Genomic DNA, 20,640 nt, shown 5'->3' on the forward strand with positions numbered 1-20,640 from the left:
ACCACTAATTAAATGAAAGAAAAGAAGATATCGCCGAACGGGGTACAAGCCGTCAAATCTGCACCTGCATACCGATTTCGATCACCTGGCCGGAAGGCAGATCATAGTAGGCCGTGGCACTCAACGCATTGCGCGACATGAGGGTAAACAGCTTTTTCCGCCAAAGGCTCATTTTCGATTTGATTCCGGTGACGATCTTTTCCCGGTTAAGGAAAAAACTGATCGCATCGGCCTTGAACTGCATTCCCTGCTGGTTGGCGAGGGAAAGCACCTGACGGATGTTGGGGTATTCCATGTACCCATATCGGGCGATAACCTTGTACAGGCCGTAGTTCAGCTGCACGACCTCGACTTTTTTGCTGTTCGGCACGCGGGGAACCCGCTCGGTGGAAAAATGCAAAAGGCAGACCTCTGAATGCAGAACCCTGTTGTGACGCAGGTTATGCAACAGCGCGATCGGCACCACATCAGGATTGGCCGTCAGATAGACCGCCTGCCCCTTCACGCGCTGCGGTTGCTGCAAAGCGAGGCTCTCGATGAATTCACTGACCGTAAGCGTACGATCATCGATCTGCTTGAGCAAGAGCTTCCGCCCCTGTTTCCAGGTAATCATCAAGGTAAAAAGCGCCAGACCGATCACAAGCGGAAACCAGGCCCCGTGAAACAGCTTGCTGACACTTGCGCCAAAAAACGCCAGGTCAATCACCATAAACAAGCCCATCAACAGGTTGAGTATAAAAGGATTCCAGTTCCAGAGATCACGGGCAACATAGTAAAACAGCACCGCTGAAATCAGCATGGTTGCCGTCACGGCAACGCCGTATGCCGATGCCAGACGGCTCGAAGAACCGAACCCCGCAACCAGCGCGATCGTCGAAAACATAAGCGCCCAGTTGGCCGCCGGAACGTAAATCTGACCGATGTGGCTCGCCGAAGTGTGCCGCACGGTCAGACGGGGGATGTAGCCAAGCTGAATGCCCTGCTGGGTCAGGGAAAACACACCAGTGATGAGCGCCTGGGAAGCGATGATGGTCGCCAACGTCGCGAGAATGACCATGGGAATGACCCCCCATGACGGCACCAGGGCATAAAACGGGTTCCATGACTTTGACGGCTCGGACAGCAGCACCGCCCCCTGGCCGAAATAGTTCAGCAACAGAGCCGGCAGCACCAAGAGGCTCCAGGTCAAGCGGATCGGCCGCCGTCCAAAATGGCCCATGTCGGCATACAGCGCCTCTGCACCGGTCACAGCCAGAAAGACCGCGCCAAGCACCAGAAAGCCCTGGCCATGATTGTGCAGGAGAAACTCAATGCCGTACCAGGGATAGACCGCCTTGAGAATGGCGGGATACTTGACGACCTCAACCAGCCCGAAAAGCCCGATCGAGGTGAACCAGATCAGGATGATCGGCCCGAAAAAAGCACCCACCTTGGCCGTACCGTTATGCTGAAACAGAAACAGTCCTGCCAGAATGGCGATCGTCATGGGAATCACCAGAAAAGTCAGATTGGGCGCGATGAGCTGGATCCCTTCAACGGCACTGAGCACGGAGACCGACGGGGTAATCATACCGTCACCGTAGAGCAACGCCGCGCCGAACAGCCCGATACCCACAAGGAACCACCGTTCGCTCTTGTTCTTCTTGCTGTGGGAAATGATGAGGGAGGTCAGGGCAAGGATGCCACCTTCACCCTCGTTATCGGCCTTCATGATGAAGGTCAGGTATTTGAGCGTAACGATAAGCAGGATCGCCCAGATCAACAGAGAAAGCACGCCGAGCACATTCAGGGTGGTCACGGGAATACTGTACTCTCCGTGAAAACACTCCCTGATGGCATACAGCGGGCTGGTGCCGATATCACCGAACACCACGCCGAGCGCAGCAAGCGATAAAGCGGCAAAATGCTTGAAATCGGAACGGCCTGATTGCGAGGAAGGCAGGGAATCTTCGGATGAGATTGACATAGCTCAGAAAAATCTCGTTACGCAAGCCTTTTCGGTTTGGAAAAACAGCTCAAAAAAGAACCCGTCAAATCTGCACCTGTACACCGATTTCGATCACCTGACCGGAAGGCAGATCATAGTAAGCCGTCGCGCTCAACGCATTGCGACTCATAAGGGCAAACAGTTTTTTCCGCCAGACGCTCATCTTCGACTTGATTCCCGTCACGATCTTTTCACGGTTGAGGAAGAAGCTGATGGCCTCAATCTTGAAGTGCATTCCCTGCTGGTTCGCCAGTGCAAGCACCTGCCGGATATTGGGATACTCCATAAAGCCGTAACGAGCGGTAATCTTGTACAACCCGTAATTGAGCTGAACAACCTCCACCTTTTTGCTGTTCGGCACCCTCGGCACTCGCTCGGTGGAAAAGTGCAGGAGCCCGACTTCGGAGTGCAGAATCTTGTTATGACGCATGTTATGCAACAGGGCCATCGGCACCACGTCCGGGTTGGCCGTCAGGTAAATCGCCTGCCCCTTGATGCGCTGCGGCTGCTGCAATGAGAGACTTTCGACAAATTCGCTGACCGTGAGCGTGCGTTCATTGATCTGCTTGTACAGCAATTTCCGTCCCTGCTTCCAGGTCATCATAAGCATGAACAGGCTCAGACCCATCACAAGCGGGAACCATGCGCCATGAAACAGTTTGCTCATGCTGGCGCTGAAAAACGAGAGATCGATCACCAGAAACATCACCAGCAGACCGAACGAGGCAAACGGGTTCCACTTCCACATGTGCCTTGAGACGAAGAAGAACAGAATGGTCGAAATCAGCATCGTGGTGGTCATCGAAGCACCGTACGCAGCTGCCAGCCGGCTCGAAGAGCCAAAGCCGAGTACGAGGCTGATCGTGGCGACCATCAGCCCCCAGTTAGCCGCCGGAACGTAGATCTGACCGATATGGCTGGCCGAGGTATGCCGGATCGTCAGACGCGGTAGGTAACCGAGCTGGATAGCCTGTTGGGTCAGCGAGTAAAGACCGGTAATCAGCGCCTGCGATGCAATGACCGTTGCAACCGTCGCCAGCAACACCATCGGAATCAGGGCCCACGACGGCACGAGCGCATAAAAAGGGTGGTGCGATACCGAAGGATCCGCGAGAAGCAAAGCTCCCTGACCGAAATAGTTAAGCAGCAGAGCCGGCAGGACGAAGATTGCCCAGGTCAGGCGAATCGGACGCCTTCCGAAATGGCCCATATCGGCATACAGCGCCTCTGCGCCGGTCACGGCAAGAAAGACCGCGCCGAGCACCATGAAACCATGGATCTGGTTGTTCATCAGAAACGAAATGCCATGCCAAGGGAAGAAGGCCCGAAAGATTTGCGGATACTGGAAGATCTGAACCAACCCGAGCACAGCAAGCGATGCGAACCAGAGCAGAATAATGGGACCGAACAACGCCCCGAGCCGTGCCGTACCGTGATGCTGAAAAAGAAACAGGCCTGCAAGAATGGCGACCGTCACCGGAATAACCAGGTTCGATGAGGCCGGAGCGATCACCTGAAGTCCCTCGACGGCGCTGAGCACCGAAATTGCCGGCGTAATCATCGCCTCACCGCACAGTACCGACGCGCCAAAAAGCCCGATCCCCACAAGGAACCAGCGTTCGCTCTTGTTCTTCTTGCTGTGGGAAATAATGAGGGAGGTCAGGGCAAGAATGCCGCCCTCGCCTTCGTTATCGGCCTTCATGATGAAGGTGAGATACTTGAGGGTAACGATCAGAAGCAACGACCAGACCAGCAGCGAAAGCACGCCGAGCACATTCTGCTCGGTCACCGGAATACTGTACTCACCATGGAAGCATTCGCGGATCGCATAGAGCGGACTGGTACCGATATCGCCAAACACCACACCCAGTGCGGCCAGTGACAACGTGGCAAGATGCTTGAAATCAGATTTGCCGGAGGGGGAGGATAAATGGGAATCTTCGGATGTTGCTGACATAGAGCAGAAATGTCTTGTTACCGCAAGCCAGTTCAACACACGGTGCGGCCGTATACTGCCTTGTTATCTAAAGTACATAACCCGGCCGATATGAATGAGCAGTGTTGCAATGCACATTGGCTGCGGAATACTAATCCAAACCGAGGAATATACACAATACTCCTCAATTGCAAACCGGGACCTCCGGGGCCGCATCAACGGCCAATCTCCGGCTCAATGCTCCGGTGCGATCAGCTCTTCAAGTACCGTGACGGCCAGCGAATCCCCCAGCTCCGCCGCCCTCGTCAGGTCGGCAATCGCTCCCAGGCGATCACCGGCAACTTTCCTGACCACCCCACGGTTGTACCAGCCTGTCGCATCATCCGGAAAAGCCTCCACAACCCGGTCCAGATCGCTTAACGCTCCGGCATGATCACCAAGCGTGAGTCGGGCAAAAGCGCGGTTGTTTCGGGCTGCAACCATCTCGGGATCGAGCACCAGCACCTTCGTGTAATCCTCAACCGCACCCTGAACATCATCCTTGGAAACACGCGCATTGCCCCGGTTATACCAGGCGACCGTGTAACGCGGATCGATCCTCACCGCAAGCGTGAAATCCCCGATCGATCCATCCAGATCGCCATCCAGACCTCTGGCAAGTCCCCGATTATTGTACGCTCCGGCGAGCACCGGATCAAGATCGATGGCACTGCTGAAATCGGCGATAGCTCCCCGGTAATTGCTCATGGACATGCGCACCGCACCGCGGTTGTTATACAATTGTGCCATCTTCGGTTCGATGGCAATGGCAAGGGAGATATCCACAAGCGCTTCTGCATACCGACCGAGCGCTGCTCTGGTAAAACCGCGATTGTTATACGCCTCGAATGAGCGGGGCTTTCGTTGAATTGTCTGCGTATAATCGTCAATCGCGCCGTTCAGATCGCCGATAACGCTGCGAGCAAGACCGCGATTGTAATAAGCCTCCGCATTGTTCGGGCTGAGCCGTAATGCCTGGGAAAACAACTCGATCGCACCATCATAATCCCCACGCTGGCCAATCTCGATACCGCGATCAACCAGCTCTTCGGCAGAAGTGCCAGCCATCGCCGTCTGCACAAAGCAGAGAAGGCAGATCGTCAACACCACGACGCCCTGCACAAAGCCGCTGCAACGCATTGCTCGATAGGTTCTCACTTGCCAATACTCTCCAGAAATAGTTGATCATCTCCCCACCGTTTATTAACCGAATCGAAAGCCTAAACACTTCCCTGAAGCTACCAGGCAAGGCCAATATGATGGCAACACCGGCAAGCTGATAGCTGACGATTTCGTTTTTGAAAATCTTTTTCTTATAATTGAGGATGTGCTTCAAAAATAAAAGCTAACCGGCGCACTACCAGAAACATTTATTCAGTACGAAAAAAGGCTCCATGCACAACCATCGAAGGGGTAGCTGCGCAATAACCGGGATACGATTATGCACTATAAAAACAACGTTTTATCAGGATTTCTCGTCCTTGCACTCTCATTTATCACCCTACTCTCACCAAACAGCGTTTTCGCTCGCCAGAACACCCCGGCGCTGAAAAGCAAAACCGCCCAACCCGTCGCTAACGGCAACAAATTTCTCGTAGCCACAGGAACAGCCTCCTACTATGGAAGCAAATTCCATGGCAGAACGACAGCCAATGGCGAACAGTTTGACATGAGAACTTTCACGGCCGCTCACCGCTCACTGCCTTTCGGCACCATTGTCCGGGTCACCAACCTCAACAATGGTAAAATGGTCTTCGTGACCATCAACGACCGCGGTCCCTACGTCGGCAAGCGCATCATCGACCTCTCGAAGGCCGCTGCCAAGCAGCTCGACATGGTCGACGCTGGCGTCAGCAGGGTCAAGATCGAAGCCTACAACTGATCGGCAGCTCTCTTCCCGAACCATCGCCAGACATGAGCCTGTGCTGTCTCGTCGCATGATGAGACAGCGCAAGCCTGCCGCCTCACCCCGTCCCCGGAAAGTTCACACACCGTTCACGCCCTGTTCCCGCTTTTCACTGTACCTTTCGGCAAAACTTTACCCGAACGGCTATGCAGTGGCTTTATTGCGATTTTCACATCCATACGACCTGGAGTGACGGTTCGTGCTCGATTGACGAGGTGGTCGATCTGTACGGCGATGCGGGCTTCGACGTGATCGCCATCACCGACCACGTGCTCGACACCGAAAGCATCACGAGATACGGACGACCGGTATCGGAACTTCAGGTCATGGACAGTTCACAATTCAGCGAGTACCAGGCAGCCTTGTGGCAAGGTGCGCGAAGAGCTTGGGAACGCTATGGAATGCTGCTCGTTCCGGGCGTCGAGCTAACCAACAACACCGGGCGCTACCACATCCTCGCCCTCGACATCAAGGAGTACATCTCACCCGACCTCTCCGTCGAGGAGATCATCGAGGCCATCAGACGGCAGCATGGCATTTCTGTCGCCTGCCACCCCTACATCCGTAACCACTCGGGCGAGAACCCTTCCGCTCACCTCTGGCAGAACCACGAACGGCTCGCCGCGATGTTCGATGCGTGGGAGGTGGCCAACCGCGACGACCTGTTCAACGTGGTCGGGTTGAAGAAGTTCAACTATATCGCCAACTCCGACTTTCACGAACAGCGCCACCTGCTCTCGTGGAAAACGCTCCTGCGATGCGAAAAAAATGTCGAGTCGGTCAAGTCGGCCATCAGAACGAACGACCAGGTTTCGTTGTTTCTCTACCGCGGAGGGAAAATCAGGCAGTAATTACTGAATACCTCTGCATTTATCAGCGAAACCGATTGAGAACAATATGACCGCCATTTCCCGACAGCTTGTTGGCTTGTACGATTTTCTTGAGCATCTCTGGGAGCATAAACGTACGGAGCGCATCATCGCGCGCCTGCTGATCACCGTCTTCCTCGCCTTGCTCATTCTTATCGAGCTTTCACGACAGGGATTGCTGCCCGCGCAACTGGCCGCTTTACTGCCGCACAGCCACTTCTACGCCATCAACGTCGCCTTCTCCATGCTGCTCGGCCTCGAAGTGTTCGGACTGGTCTTCAGCCTCGCCAGCTCGGTCTCCGTGTCAGTCGGTAAACAGTTCGAGATTCTGTCGCTCATCCTGCTCCGCCACTCCTTCAAGGAGCTGGTCCATTTCAGCGAACCGCTCCACTGGGACAGCTCTACGGAGGCTGTGCTGCACATGCTCTCCAACGCCAGCGGCGGACTGGTGATCTTTGTGCTGCTCGGCGTCTATTACAAAATGCAGAAGCATCGCGCCATCACCTGCGACATCGAGGCCGCAACCCACTTCATCGCCTCGAAAAAGGTGGTCTCGCTGCTGCTGCTGGTGCTCTTCAGCATCATCGGCGTGATCGACGGAATCCGCTACCTGTCGGGCACCTCGCTCGAGAACTTCTTCTCGCTGTTCTACACGATTCTGGTCTTCAGCGACGTGCTGATCGTGCTGATTTCGTTGCGCTACAGCTCCGACTACCCGATCGTGTTCCGCAACTCGGGCTTCGCCTTCGCCACGGTGCTCATCCGGCTCGCCCTCACCGCACCGGCCTACTTCAACGTGCTCATCGGCATCGGGGCTGTTGTGTTCGCCATCGGCATCACCTACGCCTACAACCGCTTCGAGAAACCGGACATGGCCGACAATTCACTCTGCGAATAAACGCTGAATCCTGCTGCACGAACCGGAAATCGCGGTTGGCGACGGCTTAAAAAAGCTTCGCTTCATCGGGATATTTCCGTTTCTTTAGAGCGGAACTGATGAACACACAAAGCAAAAGAGCTATGGAGAAAAATCAGGAATCGGTCACCAAAATGGCACTGCAATTCCTGGCCGAAGCGATCGGCCAATGCCCGGCCGGACTTGAAAAAAGCACCAATCAGGATGTGATTTTCGCCGTGGTCGGCTTCCAGTTCGGCGCCGTGCAGAGCGCCGCCTACGTTGCCGGACTCGACGAACAGAGCTGCACCGACATCGCCGGAGATGTTCTCGCCCGGATCAACGGCATGGAGCAGGAGATCGTTGCGCAATTTCTCTCCGTCATGCCCATGCTCGCTCACAAGGAGTATCCCCCGATCGGCATCGGCGGGCAGGCGATCATCCGCTTCTACAACGCCGCGACCGACAAAGAGAAGCTCACCGCCGCCGGGGCGCTGCGCGAAATCCTCCGCCAGATCGACGAAGCGTAAAGCCATCAGGGTGAGATTTGAATCTGGAGCGAGAGACCCGGGCATCTGATTGCTGATGACAAAAACGTGTGCCGAGCTCGTTACATTTTTGTAACTTGTCAAATTATTTCAAGCCTCGCCGATCTTCCCGCGCAGTTATCATGAGTACAGATCCCATCACGATCTTCCGCAAAACCTGGGCAACCTACCAGAAAGTCATCAGCAACAACCTCATGTTCCACCGGGAGATCTCGGCTGCGGTCTCGCAACTGTTCAAGGCAAACGGTGAACCGCTCCGCCTCATCGACCTCGGCTGCGGCGACGCATCGCACATTCTGAAGCTCCTCGAACCCGGCGAGCTTGCAGAATACTGCGGATGCGACCTCTCGCAATACGCCCTCGACGAAGCCCGCAAAAACCTCGAACCGTTCGGCGCCGCCATCAACCTGTGCTGCAAGGACATGCTCTCCGCGCTGAAGGAAGCGCCCGCAAGCCACTTCGACATCGTCTATTCCAGCTACGCCCTGCACCATCTGCCCGCTGAAGGCAAGCTGGAGGTCTTCACCGAATGCCACCGCGCCCTTCGCGACAACGGCAGCATGATTCTTGTGGATGTGATGCGCGACGAGGGGCAGGCACGACAGGAGTATCTTTACAGCTACAACAAGGCAGTGCGGACGCAATGGGAGGCACTCACGCCCGACGAACGCAACCAGGTGCAGGAGCACATCCGGAGCTGCGACTTCCCCGAAACGGCCTCAACGCTTGAACAACTTGCCCGAAACGCAGGATTCACGAAATGCCGGAGGCTTGAAAAACAGACCTGGCACGAAGCCTGGTGCTACGAGAAATGAGATAAGAGAGGAATGCCCTCCCCGCTTCAATCCAGCTTTTTTCAATACGCCTCGATCTGCACGATCTCCAGGCGGAACGCCCCCTCCTGTTTGTTCGAAATAAGCAATCCGATCTGCACAATGTTGGCGTTGTCAAGCGGCGGAGCGTCGTTGAGCGTTCTGCCGCGAAAGCTGGGAACAAACCCTGCAAAGGGAAGATCGATCTCCATCCATTCGCCCGGCACGGTCTCGAAATCGGATTTATAGACGACGCCATCGAACCGCTCGTCGTTCCTCGCCCTGAAGCTGTAACGCTTGCCATCGCCTTTCACCCTGATCCGGAACCCGTCGAAATCCGCATAATTCCGCTGCGCAAGCACCGTACGCACCGAAGCGAAACCACCGGAGTTTTCCAGCGACAGATTCCCGGCAAACAAAGCGGTTCCGTCTGGAGTCAACTGCATCGCGCTGTCCGAAACGCCACCCATCACGACATCATCGACGTTCATCCAGTTCAGGCACGTGGTTTTGAAATCACAAACAAGCATGGTTTTATCTTTTATTTGTAGCAAGCACTCGCTGCCCGACACTGAATATGCAGCAAAGCGAGTAAGTTATTTTGATAAAACAAAACGTAACATCGGCCTCCATGAGCATTGCCCGGAGGGAAAAACAGGTACATTAAATGTAACCAAACCTGCCCCTCATCAGGCGCACATCTTTTCAACCTCAACCCATCTGCGCTTTATGAACTTTCTTGTCTTTCTCGGAGTCATCCTTTTGGTTATTGGCGTGGCCAACAGGTCAACAAACAAGCCCGGCAAAAGGGTTTCTGGCGTGTTAAAGATAGCGGGAATCGTGATCGTTATTCTTGGCCTGCTGTCGTCTGTTTTCAGGATTGTAGAGCCCGGTAAAGTTGGCGTCAAAAGCCTTTTCGGAAAGGTCCAGCCCACCATTCTGACCAGCGGCCTCAACATTATCAATCCCCTCGAAAAAGTCGAGTTCTTCGACGTTACGACCCAGAGCTATACCATGTCCGGCTCGGAAAAAGAGCCCTCGCAACGGAGCGACGGCCCGATCAGGGTACTGAGCGCTGACGGCCTTGAGGTCACCATCGACATGACCGTGCTCTACAGGGTCAACCCGACGCAGGCGCCTGCCATCCGCCGTGAGATCGGACCGGGATATGCCTATATCGACAAGATCATCCGCCCGACCGCCCGTACCAGAATTCGCGATAACGCTGTGATGTATAACGCCATCGATCTGTACTCGAAAAAACGCGAAGAGTTTCAGGTGAACATTTTCGAGAGCATCAGGAAGGATTTCGAAAAACGCGGCATTATTCTGGAGAACCTGCTGGTACGCAACATCTCGCTTCCGGAGTCGGTGAAGATGGCTATCGAGGCCAAAATCAACGCCGAGCAGGAGGCTCAGAAAATGCAGTTCGTCCTTCAGAAAGAGACCCAGGAAGCCGAACGCAAGCGCGTCGAGGCGAAAGGTATCTCCGACTACCAGCGAATCATCTCGGAATCGCTGAACGACAGGCTGCTGAAGTACGAACAGATCAAGGTGATGCAGAACCTTGTCAAGACCGAGAACTCAAAAGTCATCATCCTCGGCGACAGCAAAAACGCCTCGATGCTCATCGGCGACAAGTAAAAAATCACTGCCGAACCGGGAGAAACCCGGTTCGGCAGTGATTCAATCCTTGGCAGTTTGTGGTTGTCCATCCAAGCTCATGCCCCTCACGCTCTTACCCGTCATTCCCGCGGAGGCGGGAATCCATGTGCGAACCTGAAGAGTTGATTAGTGGCAAATATCTTCCCACAAATCGCGCCAGTCGGGATTCTCCTTCTCGATCAGTGCAATTTTCCAGGCGCGATTCCATTTCTTGAGCTGTTTTTCTCTGGTGAAAGCTGAGGGCATATCATTGTGTTGCTCGAAGTATACTAAGTGATGAACGTGGTATTTTTTGGTAAATCCTTCGAGCAGCTGATTTTTGTGCTCCCAGACTCGCTTGACCAGGTCGCTAGTCACGCCAATGTAAAGTGTGCCGTTGGGCTTGCTGGCGAGAATGTAAACGGCTGGCTCTCTCATCTTTCTGATCCTTGAATGGATTCCCTGGATTTACGCATTCAGATGGATTCCCGCCTTCGCGGGAATGACAGAATAGAATGTTGATCGGTAATGGTGAACTGAAAATCGAGTAGGCACATAGGGAACATTAACAACCACATAAACATTTATCACGCTCCCCCTTATTCGAATTCCAGTTCATTCATGCAACCGCTTCCTCGTCATTCCCGCGCATGCGGGAATCCAGAACCTGGAATAAGCTCGTGGATTCCCGCCTTCGCGGGAATGACGGACTGAAATGCCACGAGCCCGATGATGATGCTTAGTTGTTTTAGAATCCCTCCCCCTATTTCCCGATACAAAACTTGTCAAAAATCGTATTCAGTACCTCTTCGTTCACCACCTTTCCGGTGATTTCTCCGACGTAGTCGAGGGCGGCTCGGAGTTCGAAGGCGATGAGTTCGGTTTCGCTCTGGTGTTCGATAAGTTCGAGGGCGTTCTGCAGGGCGTCGGAGGCGTTGCGCAGCGCTTCGTAGTGGCGGAGGCTGGTGACGAGCACGCTCGCTTCGTGGAGTTTGTCGAGGCCTTTGGTAAGCTCGCCCATGTGCTGCTTGAGCTTGGCGATGCCGTCGCCGTTGAGCGCGGAAATGCCGATGACTTCCGTGCCGGTGCCATCGGTGATGGCGCGGATGAGATCGCCCGAGTTGTCGGCGCGGTCGAGCTTGTTGGCGACGGTGAGGAATTTCGCTTCGGGATGCACCGCCTTCAGCTCGCGGATTTCCGTGAGTTCGTCGTCGAGCCGCTCCGTGCCGAGGTCGAGCAGGTAGAGAATCAGGTCGGCTTCGGCCATCTTCATGCGGCTTCGGCGGATGCCTTCGTGCTCGATCTCCTCGCCCGCTTCGCGCAGTCCGGCGGTGTCGGTGAGGCGAAACATTGTCTTGTCGTGGATGAAACACTCCTCGATGTAGTCGCGCGTGGTGCCGGGCATGTGGCTGACGATGGCGCGCTCCTGGCCGAGTAACGTGTTGAGCAGCGTTGATTTACCGGCGTTCGGCTTTCCGGCGATAACCGTGGCGACACCCTCACTGACGAGCCGTCCGTGCTGGTAGGAGTCGATGAGCCGGTTCACTTCGATCCGGAGCGTTTCGACCTGCGCGGTCAGTTCGTCGCGGCTCTGGAACTCGACATCCTCCTCGCTGAAGTCGAGTTCGAGTTCGATGAGTGCCCGCGAGCGGATGAGCTGTTCGCGCAGTGCGCCGAGCTGCGCCGAGAGGTCGCCTTTCATCTGGCTGATCGCCGTGCGATACGCCGATTCGGTGCGGGCATGGATCATCTCACCGATCGCTTCGGCCTGCAAGAGATCGATGCGCCCGTTGAGGAAGGCGCGGCGCGTGAACTCGCCCGGTTCGGCGAGGCGGCAACCCTTGTCGAGCATCAACCGCAGCACGCGCCCGACCACCACCGGCCCGCCGTGGCAGGTGAACTCCACCATCTCCTCGGCGGTAAAAGAGCGCGGCGCGCGGAACACCAGCGCGATCACCTCATCGACCATCTCTTCGCCGTCGTAGAGACGCCCGAAGTGCGCAGTGTATCCGGCGGCATCGGCGAGCTTTTCGCTGCCGTGCGCCTTGCGGAAAACGCGGTCGGCCAGGTCGAGCACGCCCGCGCCGCTGATGCGCACGATGGCGAGCGCCCCGACGCCAACCGGAGTAGCGATGGCGGCAATGGGATGGCCGGGAACGGGAAGATGAAGATCGGAGGATGACATAAGTCAAAACGAGATTATGAGTTACAAAGGGCGGACGGTCATTTCGTCGGGAAGCATTCCGTCTGGCAATTGGACAAGCGAGACGATCAGCCGGGCGAGGTCATCCGGTTGCATATGCTTTTTCGGTTCGATACCGGCTTGATCGAAAAACTCCGTCATAACCGAGCCGGGATTGAGGCACGACACGCGGATGCCGAAGCCGCGCAGCTCCTCCATGAGCGATTCGGAAAAGCCGTTGACCGCGAATTTGGAGGCGCTGTAGGCCGTGCCGCCCCTGATGCCGCGCTTGCCCGCGACCGAGCCGATGTTGACGATCATGCCGCGCCCGGCCTTTTTCATCGACGGCACCACCTTGCGCGTGCAGAGAAACATGGCGGTCAGGTTGGTGTCGATCAGCCGCCGCCACTCCGCCGGATCGATGGATTCGATGTCGCGGAAAAAGCCGAACCCGGCGTTGTTGACCAGCAGATCAACGCGCCCGCGTTCGGCGAACACCGCCTCGAACGCCCGGTCGATTTCGGCCTCGATGGTCACGTCGGTCGGCAACCAGCGGAAGCGCTCGTGCGCGATGGGCGTCTCGCGGCGGCTGAGGCCGAACACTGAAGCTCCGGTGTCGAGCAGGGCGCGGCAAGTGGCCAGACCGATGCCGGAGCTGGAGCCAGTCACGACGGCGGTTGAATCTGCGAAGTTCATGAGATAGTGATTTTCTGACTGCTGAGATATTGGGCTGAAGCCCGGATTTTTTTATAAAACCACACATACCCCGGACTGAAGTCCGGGGCAATTATGGCTTCAGGAATTATAACTCTTGACAATTGCCCCGGCTTTTAAGCCGGGGATGCCTGACAACACAAAATAAATCAGGGCTTTAGCCCAATTCCTTGTTGTTTACGGGACAAAAGAGCCTCATTTCAATAGTACGGATTCTCCGGCCTAAATAGTAACTTTCGGCACATCACAACAAGCCCCCCGACATCATGAAGCACGAAGCGAACCCGTCCATCGAAATCCTCAAGGAGTCCGTTCTCAACCACAACGCCGTCACGCCTGCCGAGCACTTCGAGCGGGTGGTGAACCTCGTGCGGGTGCTGCGTTCGGAGTGCCCGTGGGATCGCAAGCAGACGCCGGAGTCGCTGGCGCATCTCTTGCTCGAAGAGAGCTATGAGCTGGTGCACGCCATCGACACGGGCGACGATCCGGAGCTGAAAAAGGAGCTGGGCGATCTCTTCCTGCACGTCTGCTTTCAGGTGCTGCTGGCCGACGAGGCGGGCAAATTCTCGTTCGTCGATGTCTTCGAGGCGCTTTGCCACAAGCTCATCAGCCGCCACCCGCACGTGTTTGGGGATGTGAAGGCCGACACGGAGCAGGCGGTACTCGGCAACTGGGAAAATCTGAAAATGAAGGAGGGGCGCAAGAGCCTGCTGGAAGGGGTGCCGAACGCGATGTCCGAACTGCTGCGGGCCTACCGGGTGCAGAAAAAGGTGGCGGGCGTCGGCTTCGATTGGCCAAGTGACGAAGGCGTGCTCGACAAGCTCACCGAGGAGATCGGCGAATTGCGTCATGCGGCGGACAAGAGCGAGCGTGAGGAGGAGTTCGGCGACCTGCTCTTCACCATCGTCAACTACAGCCGCTTCATCGACACCAACCCCGAAGACGCTCTACGCAAGGCGACCAACAAATTCATGGATCGTTTCCGCAAAGTCGAAGAGTCCGTGCAGGCGTCGGGAAAAAGCTGGCAGGAGTTTTCAGCCGAGGAGCTGGACTCGCTTTGGAACGAGGCGAAAAAATCATGATAATCTTTTATAGCCTGCATCAGCTTCCCGCAGGATATGTCACCGAGCCATCTTGCATTCGCTCACCAAAACCAACACGGCCATGGTACAATGCTTTCGTTCATCCATGACAGCCCGCTCCTCCTTTTCGCGTCCTTTGCTGACGGGCATTCTGCTTGCCTTCATCCTTCTCACTCTGTTCTCGGAGAGTGCACGGGCTGACTTCCGGCCCTCCATGCTGCAGGTGAAGAAGCCCTCTCAGGTGCAAAAAACATCACCACGCCCCATGCTGATGCGGAAATCCACAACAACAGTTCGCCTGTGGGATGGCCTGGGAGAACTCGGCAAGGAGCATTTCCAGTGCCTCAATAATGTGGTTACGTCAGTGCCTTCGGTCGAGAAGATGAAGCAGTGGTGGGTGCAGTGGTCAACCAATGATGCCGGATTTTCGAAGGCGGTCTATCAGGTTTCGCTCTTCCCCTTCCCCGAATCGGTTGAGAACTGGAAGACCCCTCCTGGTCTGCTCAAGACGGGAACCATTCAGAAAATCAGCGGAGCCGGGAACCAGCCGTTGTTCTCGATAGATCTTGCGGCGCTTATGCCTGGTAAAATGGGCTCTGCCTCGATCAAAAAGATCGCTCCGCAAAAGATGCTGCAACCCCGATTTTCGTCATCACCAGCCTCCCCGTCGATTGCGGCCAAGCCGCTGAGTCCGGCTGCCGCCCGAGTCGTTCAGCTCAAAAGGCCGGAGCTGAAGCAGGCGCCGACAAAGCCTGTCCTGCACAATCTTGCCCGGAAAGAGCCTTTCGCTGTCACCTTTTATGTGCGCATCATCACCCTCAACGCTGCGGGCAAGCCAGTCGCCACGCCATCGAAAGCCGCGACGCTGCACCTGAGCACTCCGGGAGAATCGAACTTCGTCTGGTACGGCGACCCCAATCCCAATGTGGCTACGCCTGAAATCCATGCGCCGGCAATAAAAATCGCCAGCTACGAGCCGTTCCAGCCCGCGATGAGCGACTGGGACCGCAACTACATCGTCACCAAAGATATGCCGATGTTCGGCTACACAAAGGGGCAGGAGCTCTTCTTCCCGCGTGACGACGGCTCGAAAGGTGGCTGGGAAGCGGTCAAGGATGCCGTCGGCAGCGTGGTTGGATTCGTCACTGAGAGCATCAACAGGGTGGCCAACGCCTACAACAGCCTGAAGCAAAAGGCTCTCAATCTCGCCATCTCCCTGGCGAAAAACACCGTCGGGTGCGGGAAGACATGCCAGCAGGCCTTCACCTTCGGACTGGATTACGGCCTGGCCGCCATGGGTATGCCGCCGTCACTGCCGGATTTCGATGCGATGATGAGCATGGGCAAGGATTACCTTATCGCCGAGATCGCTTCGGAAGCCTCGCCTTACCTGTCGGAAAACGATGTCCGCAAGGCGGTCAACTACCTCGAATCCGAGGTGCGCAAAACCGCCGATAACGGTGCGGATGGCAGCAAGTGGCTGAAGCTGAACCCGAGGTTCCAGTACCACGATGCCGTGCTGATGCTCGAGGTCTCCAACCCCACGGGTAAGGTCACCGACAAGATCAGTTGCTGTATCCGCCAGAGCAAAGAGGTCTTCTATTTCCCGTTCGACAAGAAGAACTATTTCATCTCCATTCCCCCGATCAAACCGGGCCAGACGCTCCGCATTCCCGTCCTGCTCAGACCGAACAATGTTCAGTGCAATAACGGCAAGGGCATGCTGATGAGCGACTGGAACAAGATGATGGAAAAACCCGCGCTGCTCCAGATCTTTCCGGGCAACAACGAACAGGTGTTAATCAAGCGGTAAACAGGGGAAAAGAGGCCGGACGGGCTCTGAAACGAAGAAAAAAGCTGAACCAATCCACATTCCGCCATCTGTAAAATTATCCCTGCAAATCTGGAGTGATGTTCCGGATTTGCGGGGATAATTCCATTGAAACTCTCTCTTTTTAGCGGTGCCCTTTTTGAATTTTCACCTCATCATTGTTAGAAACCGACCCGCAGCTTTGAAATAATCGTCAGTCGGTACGTGGCCTCCTGCGTACTCGCAAACCGTTGGATCGATCCCAGCCTCTCGCAAGCGGGTGACATCCGAATCAAGCTGTTGCTTCCGATAAAAATGGTCGTTGCTTCCACATCCGATTTGCACGGCGTGCAGCTTTGCGAGATCGTTGAGTTCGGGCGGGATGTCACCACCGAGCAACATCACCGCACTGACCGCGTGGCGTCCGAGCACGGCTGCGCGGCAGGCCATGCCCGCGCCTTGCGAAAAGCCGTGCAGTACGAGGCGACCGTCGACAGGCAGCTCCGCCATCACCCTGCCGATAACAGCATCAACGTAGCGCACGTTTTCGGCGATGCGCAGCTCGCGGTCGCGGCGGGTCATCCAGCTTGCGCCGGGCTGGCCTTTCGAGTTGATGAAGGAGTGCTGCGCTTCTATGGCGCAGAGTACGAAGGGCTCCGAACAGGGAATTTTCCGAAGCAGTTCGAGTTCGTCTTCAGCGGTCTGGCCGTAGCCGTGGAATCCGGCAAGCAATGGAAAAGGGCCGTCGCCATCCGGCACTTCAACAAGGTAGCGTCCGCTGATGGTGGTTTCGAGATGGTGTTCGCTCATTATTCCGAGGGAAAAAACAAAAGGCCGGTCTCTCCGCGGTAAGTGAGAGACCGGCGCTGGATGGCTGGAAGGCTCAGTTTTTGATGAGGCGCATGATGCCGTTGATCGGGATCTCCAACCACTCGGGGCGGTTGTTCAGTTCGTAGAGCAACTCGTAAATCGCCTTGTTCATCAGGTAGCTGCGCAACAGCAGTTCGCGCTGGCGGGGTTCATCGGGAATCAGCCCCTTGCCTTCGGTGTGCTGCGTGTAGACCTCGATAAAGCGCTGACCCATGTAGTAGCTCCACAGCTCGGCCCACGGCTCCATCGCCTTGCGCTCTTCGGGGCGGATGTGATGCTCCTGCATCAGCACGTTGAAAGCCGCGTAGTCGAACGAGCGCAGCATGCCGGCAAGGTCGCGATAGACCGAGCGCTTGATCTTGCGCTCCGACAGCGAGCGTGCGGGTTCGCCTTCGAAATCGAGAATCATGAAGTCGTTGCCTGTGAAGAGCACCTGGCCGAGATGGTAGTCGCCGTGAATCCTGATCTTGACCGTATCGATCTTCTCCTTGCGCATGGGCTCGAACTGCTTGAGAATCTCCTTCTCCATGCCGAGCAGCTCCTTTGCAAGCGCTTTTGAGGCTTTCGGCACCGAGTGCATCGATTCGCGCAAAAAGATCATTGCGCGCTTGACCTGGTCGGTCATCGCCTGGTAGATCGAGCGCTGGTAGAGCGTCGTGAACGGCTCCGGGGCGAACGCCGGATCGGTGTCGATCGAACCGAGCGCGATGTGCATGCCAGCCGTGCGTTCGGCGAGCTGGCCCACCATGTGGTAGTAGAATCCGCCGACCAGCTCGTGCATGATCTCCGGCATTTCGTGCTCCAGATCCTCGTTCGAAGGCAGAGGCGGCGGCATGTTGCCCTGCGACCGGTGCGAGAGCACCTCTTCGAAATAGCGCTGCGCATGGTCGAGGCTCAGGCGCCAGCCGTCGCACTCGTTGGGCACGAAGTTCTGCAGAATGCCGAGCGAGTAGCGCTCCCGATGGCTCTTCGCGTAATCGAACGAGCCGAGATAGACCGGCGTGTTCCGGTAATCGGTCTGCTCGCTGAGCATTCGGGAAATTTCGATCTCCGGCGACATGCCGCTGTCGATCTTGCGGTAAAGCTTCAGGCAAAGCTCCTCGCCGTACATAATCGAGGTGTTGCTCTGCTCCAGTCCCATCAGGCGCGATGCGAGCGGTTCCCCGGCTTCGGCATCACTTTCGCTGAAGGCGCCGATCAGCTTGCCGGCCTCGGCGGTGATCTTGCCGGATGAACCCGTCCAGCGTTCCGCGTTCAGGATGAGGTCGAGCAGCTTCGAACGGAACCCGGCATCGATCGAAGCATCGACGAGGAAGCCTTCCTCGCCGCCAAGTTCGATGCGTGCGATGGCGTGACGTTTGAACGAGTCGTCGTTCAGGTCGCCAAGCTCCAGCGGCACGAAGGTCAGCGGGAGCTGATAGCGCTCGTTTTCGCCGCTCGGGTAGTTCACCTCGGTGATGGCAAAAGCCGTGTTCTCCATGCCCGTCACCGGCACCGTATCGAGCACTTTCACCCTGATGATGTTCCGGGCCTTGCCGCCAAACCAGCGGACGGCCTTGTAAAAGAGCGGGAGCAGATCGGCTTCGAGCTTGTCGAGATTGCGACCGGCCAGCAGCCCCTGCCATTTCGCGGCACGCAGGGTAGCCTTTTCGAGCAGGTCACCACGCCCGACTTCAACGTCAGCCTTGAGCAGCCGGAGCCAGAAGTAGCCGTACGGTGCGAGAGCCACCATGTAGGGAACTTTGCGCACCTTCGGGAAGCGGTTCATGCTGAAAATTTCTTCCGGTACGCACCCTTCGTAAGCGGACAGATCAACGCTGACCGCCTGCGCGTTGCGCGACAGGTTGATGATCGTGAGGATGGTCTCGTCCTCGAAGGTGCGGGTAAACATGAGCACCTTGTGGTTGTTCGCGTTCAGGAACTCGATGCTGCCGCGGCTGAATGCCTTGAAGCGGCGGGAGGTGGCCAGGGTGTGGCGCATCCACCAGAGCAGCGAGTTGGGGTTCGACTCCTGCAGCTCCACGTTGACCGCCTCGTAGTGGTACTCGGGATCGATGATCACCGGCAGAAGCAGCTTCTGCGGATTGGCGCGCGAAAAGCCGGCGTTGCGGTCGGCGTTCCACTGCATCGGCGTGCGCACGCCGTCGCGGTCGCCGAGGTAGAAGTTGTCGCCCATGCCGATTTCGTCGCCGTAGTAGAGCACCGGCGTGCCGGGCAGTGAGAGCAGCATGATGTTCATCAGCTCGATGCGGCGGCGGTCGTTCGACATCAGCGGCGCCAGACGTCGGCGGATGCCGAGGTTGATACGCGCCCGCTGGTCGTGCGCATAGACGCGGCGCATGTAGTCGCGCTCCTCGTCGGTCACCATTTCAAGCGTCAGCTCGTCGTGGTTGCGCAGGAACGAGGCCCACTGGCAGCTCTCCGGAATCTCCGGCGTCTGGTCGAGAATATCGATGATCGGGAAACGGTCTTCGGCGGCCAGCGCCATGTACATGCGCGGCATGAGCGGGAAATGGAAGTTCATGTGGCACATGTCCCCCTCGCCGAGGTAGGCCGCGGAATCCTCCGGCCACTGGTTGGCTTCGGCCAAGAGCATCCGGTTGGGATAGTTCTTGTCCACGTAGGTGCGCAGCTTGCGCAGGAAGTCGAAAGTCTTCGGCAGGTTCTCGCAGTTGGTGCCTTCGGCCTCGTAAAGGTACGGCACAGCGTCGAGGCGAAGGCCATCCACGCCCATGCCGAGCCAGAAATCGAGCACGTCGAACAGTGCTTCATGCACAGCGGGATTCTCGAAGTTCAGGTCGGGCTGGTGGTGGAAAAAGCGGTGCCAGTAGTACTGCCCGGCCACTTCGTCCCACGTCCAGTTCGAAGTCTCGAAATCCTGGAAGATGATGCGGGTCTCGCCATATTTTTCATCGTCGTCGTTCCAGACGTAGAAATTGCGCTCGGGCGAGCCCTTCGGAGCCTTGCGCGCCTTTTTGAACCACTCGTGCTGATCGGAGGTGTGGTTGACCACCAGTTCGGTAATCACCTTCATGCCCCGCTGGTGCGCCTCTTCGAGGAAGTCGCGGAAATCTTCGATCGTGCCGTAGTCGGGATTGACCGACTTGTAATCGGCGATGTCGTAGCCGTCGTCGCGCAGTGGCGAAGGGTAGAACGGCAGAATCCAGATCGCCGTCACTCCGAGGCTTTCGAGGTAGCCGAGGCGGCTCTTCAGGCCGCGAAAATCCCCGACGCCATCGTTATCGCTGTCGCAGAAGGTTTTGACATGCAGTTCATAAATAATGGCATCCTTGTACCAGAGCGGCTCCGGCTGATAGCTTGTTACAGCTTGTTTTTTGGGCATTGG

At 56.5% G+C, this 20,640-nt stretch carries 17 protein-coding genes; 8 read left to right on the forward strand and 9 right to left on the reverse strand.

The features are described 5' to 3' along the window. Nucleotides 1–52: 52 nt before the first annotated feature. From CPAR_RS09865 to CPAR_RS09875, 3 genes are all read right to left on the reverse strand, one after another. Nucleotides 53–1,966 (reverse strand): potassium transporter Kup, encoded by a 1,914-nt coding sequence (locus CPAR_RS09865; protein ID WP_012503169.1) that lies wholly within the window; start codon nt 1,964–1,966, stop codon nt 53–55. A 64-nt stretch (nt 1,967–2,030) separates the two neighbouring features. After that, nucleotides 2,031–3,944, reverse strand: a complete 1,914-nt coding sequence (locus tag CPAR_RS09870) for a potassium transporter Kup (RefSeq protein WP_012503170.1) — start codon at nt 3,942–3,944, stop codon at nt 2,031–2,033. A gap of 213 nt (nt 3,945–4,157) precedes the next feature. Further along, on the reverse strand, nt 4,158–5,120 hold the full coding sequence (locus CPAR_RS09875; RefSeq protein WP_232203903.1) for a tetratricopeptide repeat protein: 963 nt from the start codon (nt 5,118–5,120) through the stop codon (nt 4,158–4,160). 283 nt (nt 5,121–5,403) lie between these two features. On the opposite strand from CPAR_RS09875, the gene CPAR_RS09880 reads away from it, so the two are divergent. The 5 genes from CPAR_RS09880 (at nt 5,404) to CPAR_RS09900 (ending at nt 8,995) form a co-directional block, all read left to right on the forward strand. Further along, the gene (locus CPAR_RS09880) at nt 5,404–5,844 is read left to right on the forward strand and encodes a septal ring lytic transglycosylase RlpA family protein (protein WP_012503172.1); all 441 of its coding nucleotides are present in this window, start codon (nt 5,404–5,406) and stop codon (nt 5,842–5,844) included. A gap of 170 nt (nt 5,845–6,014) precedes the next feature. Beyond that, nucleotides 6,015–6,719: a PHP domain-containing protein gene (locus CPAR_RS09885; RefSeq protein ID WP_012503173.1), complete on the forward strand. Its 705-nt coding sequence runs from the start codon at nt 6,015–6,017 to the stop codon at nt 6,717–6,719. 46 nt (nt 6,720–6,765) lie between these two features. Further along, nucleotides 6,766–7,635, forward strand: a complete 870-nt coding sequence (locus CPAR_RS09890; RefSeq protein WP_012503174.1) for a hypothetical protein — start codon at nt 6,766–6,768, stop codon at nt 7,633–7,635. Between the two features lie 122 nt (nt 7,636–7,757). Further along, the gene (locus CPAR_RS09895; RefSeq protein WP_012503175.1) at nt 7,758–8,162 is read left to right on the forward strand and encodes a hypothetical protein; all 405 of its coding nucleotides are present in this window, start codon (nt 7,758–7,760) and stop codon (nt 8,160–8,162) included. A 140-nt stretch (nt 8,163–8,302) separates the two neighbouring features. Continuing rightward, nucleotides 8,303–8,995 (forward strand): methyltransferase domain-containing protein, encoded by a 693-nt coding sequence (locus CPAR_RS09900; protein WP_012503176.1) that lies wholly within the window; start codon nt 8,303–8,305, stop codon nt 8,993–8,995. A gap of 41 nt (nt 8,996–9,036) precedes the next feature. Here CPAR_RS09900 and CPAR_RS09905 read toward each other — a convergent pair whose 3' ends face one another. Continuing rightward, nucleotides 9,037–9,522, reverse strand: a complete 486-nt coding sequence (locus CPAR_RS09905; RefSeq protein WP_012503177.1) for a CIA30 family protein — start codon at nt 9,520–9,522, stop codon at nt 9,037–9,039. A 199-nt stretch (nt 9,523–9,721) separates the two neighbouring features. On the opposite strand from CPAR_RS09905, the gene CPAR_RS09910 reads away from it, so the two are divergent. Then, nucleotides 9,722–10,636: a prohibitin family protein gene (locus CPAR_RS09910; RefSeq protein ID WP_012503178.1), complete on the forward strand. Its 915-nt coding sequence runs from the start codon at nt 9,722–9,724 to the stop codon at nt 10,634–10,636. A 147-nt stretch (nt 10,637–10,783) separates the two neighbouring features. On the opposite strand, the gene CPAR_RS09915 is transcribed toward CPAR_RS09910, so the two are convergent. From CPAR_RS09915 to CPAR_RS09925, 3 genes are all read right to left on the reverse strand, one after another. Beyond that, nucleotides 10,784–11,074, reverse strand: a complete 291-nt coding sequence (locus CPAR_RS09915) for a GIY-YIG nuclease family protein (protein WP_012503179.1) — start codon at nt 11,072–11,074, stop codon at nt 10,784–10,786. 325 nt (nt 11,075–11,399) lie between these two features. Beyond that, the gene (gene mnmE, locus CPAR_RS09920; protein WP_012503180.1) at nt 11,400–12,821 is read right to left on the reverse strand and encodes a tRNA uridine-5-carboxymethylaminomethyl(34) synthesis GTPase MnmE; all 1,422 of its coding nucleotides are present in this window, start codon (nt 12,819–12,821) and stop codon (nt 11,400–11,402) included. Nucleotides 12,822–12,842: 21 nt separating this feature from the next. Next, nucleotides 12,843–13,514: an SDR family oxidoreductase gene (locus CPAR_RS09925; RefSeq protein WP_012503181.1), complete on the reverse strand. Its 672-nt coding sequence runs from the start codon at nt 13,512–13,514 to the stop codon at nt 12,843–12,845. 284 nt (nt 13,515–13,798) lie between these two features. Here CPAR_RS09925 and mazG point away from each other — a divergent pair, with 284 nt between their 5' ends. Both mazG and CPAR_RS09935 read left to right on the forward strand, forming a co-directional pair. Further along, complete coding sequence (gene mazG, locus CPAR_RS09930; RefSeq protein WP_012503182.1) at nt 13,799–14,614, forward strand: nucleoside triphosphate pyrophosphohydrolase; 816 nt, start codon at nt 13,799–13,801, stop codon at nt 14,612–14,614. A gap of 271 nt (nt 14,615–14,885) precedes the next feature. Next, nucleotides 14,886–16,427 carry a hypothetical protein gene (locus tag CPAR_RS09935; protein WP_156773427.1) on the forward strand — a complete coding sequence of 514 codons (1,542 nt, stop codon included), beginning with the start codon at nt 14,886–14,888 and terminating at the stop codon, nt 16,425–16,427. 165 nt (nt 16,428–16,592) lie between these two features. On the opposite strand, the gene CPAR_RS09940 is transcribed toward CPAR_RS09935, so the two are convergent. Next, complete coding sequence (locus CPAR_RS09940; RefSeq protein ID WP_012503184.1) at nt 16,593–17,234, reverse strand: alpha/beta hydrolase; 642 nt, start codon at nt 17,232–17,234, stop codon at nt 16,593–16,595. A gap of 73 nt (nt 17,235–17,307) precedes the next feature. Then, a complete protein-coding gene (gene treS, locus CPAR_RS09945; protein ID WP_012503185.1) occupies nt 17,308–20,637 on the reverse strand; it encodes a maltose alpha-D-glucosyltransferase in 3,330 nt (1,109 codons plus the stop codon). Nucleotides 20,638–20,640: the final 3 nt, after the last annotated feature.

Source organism: Chlorobaculum parvum NCIB 8327, from assembly GCF_000020505.1.
Lineage (GTDB): Bacteria > Bacteroidota > Chlorobiia > Chlorobiales > Chlorobiaceae > Chlorobaculum > Chlorobaculum parvum_A.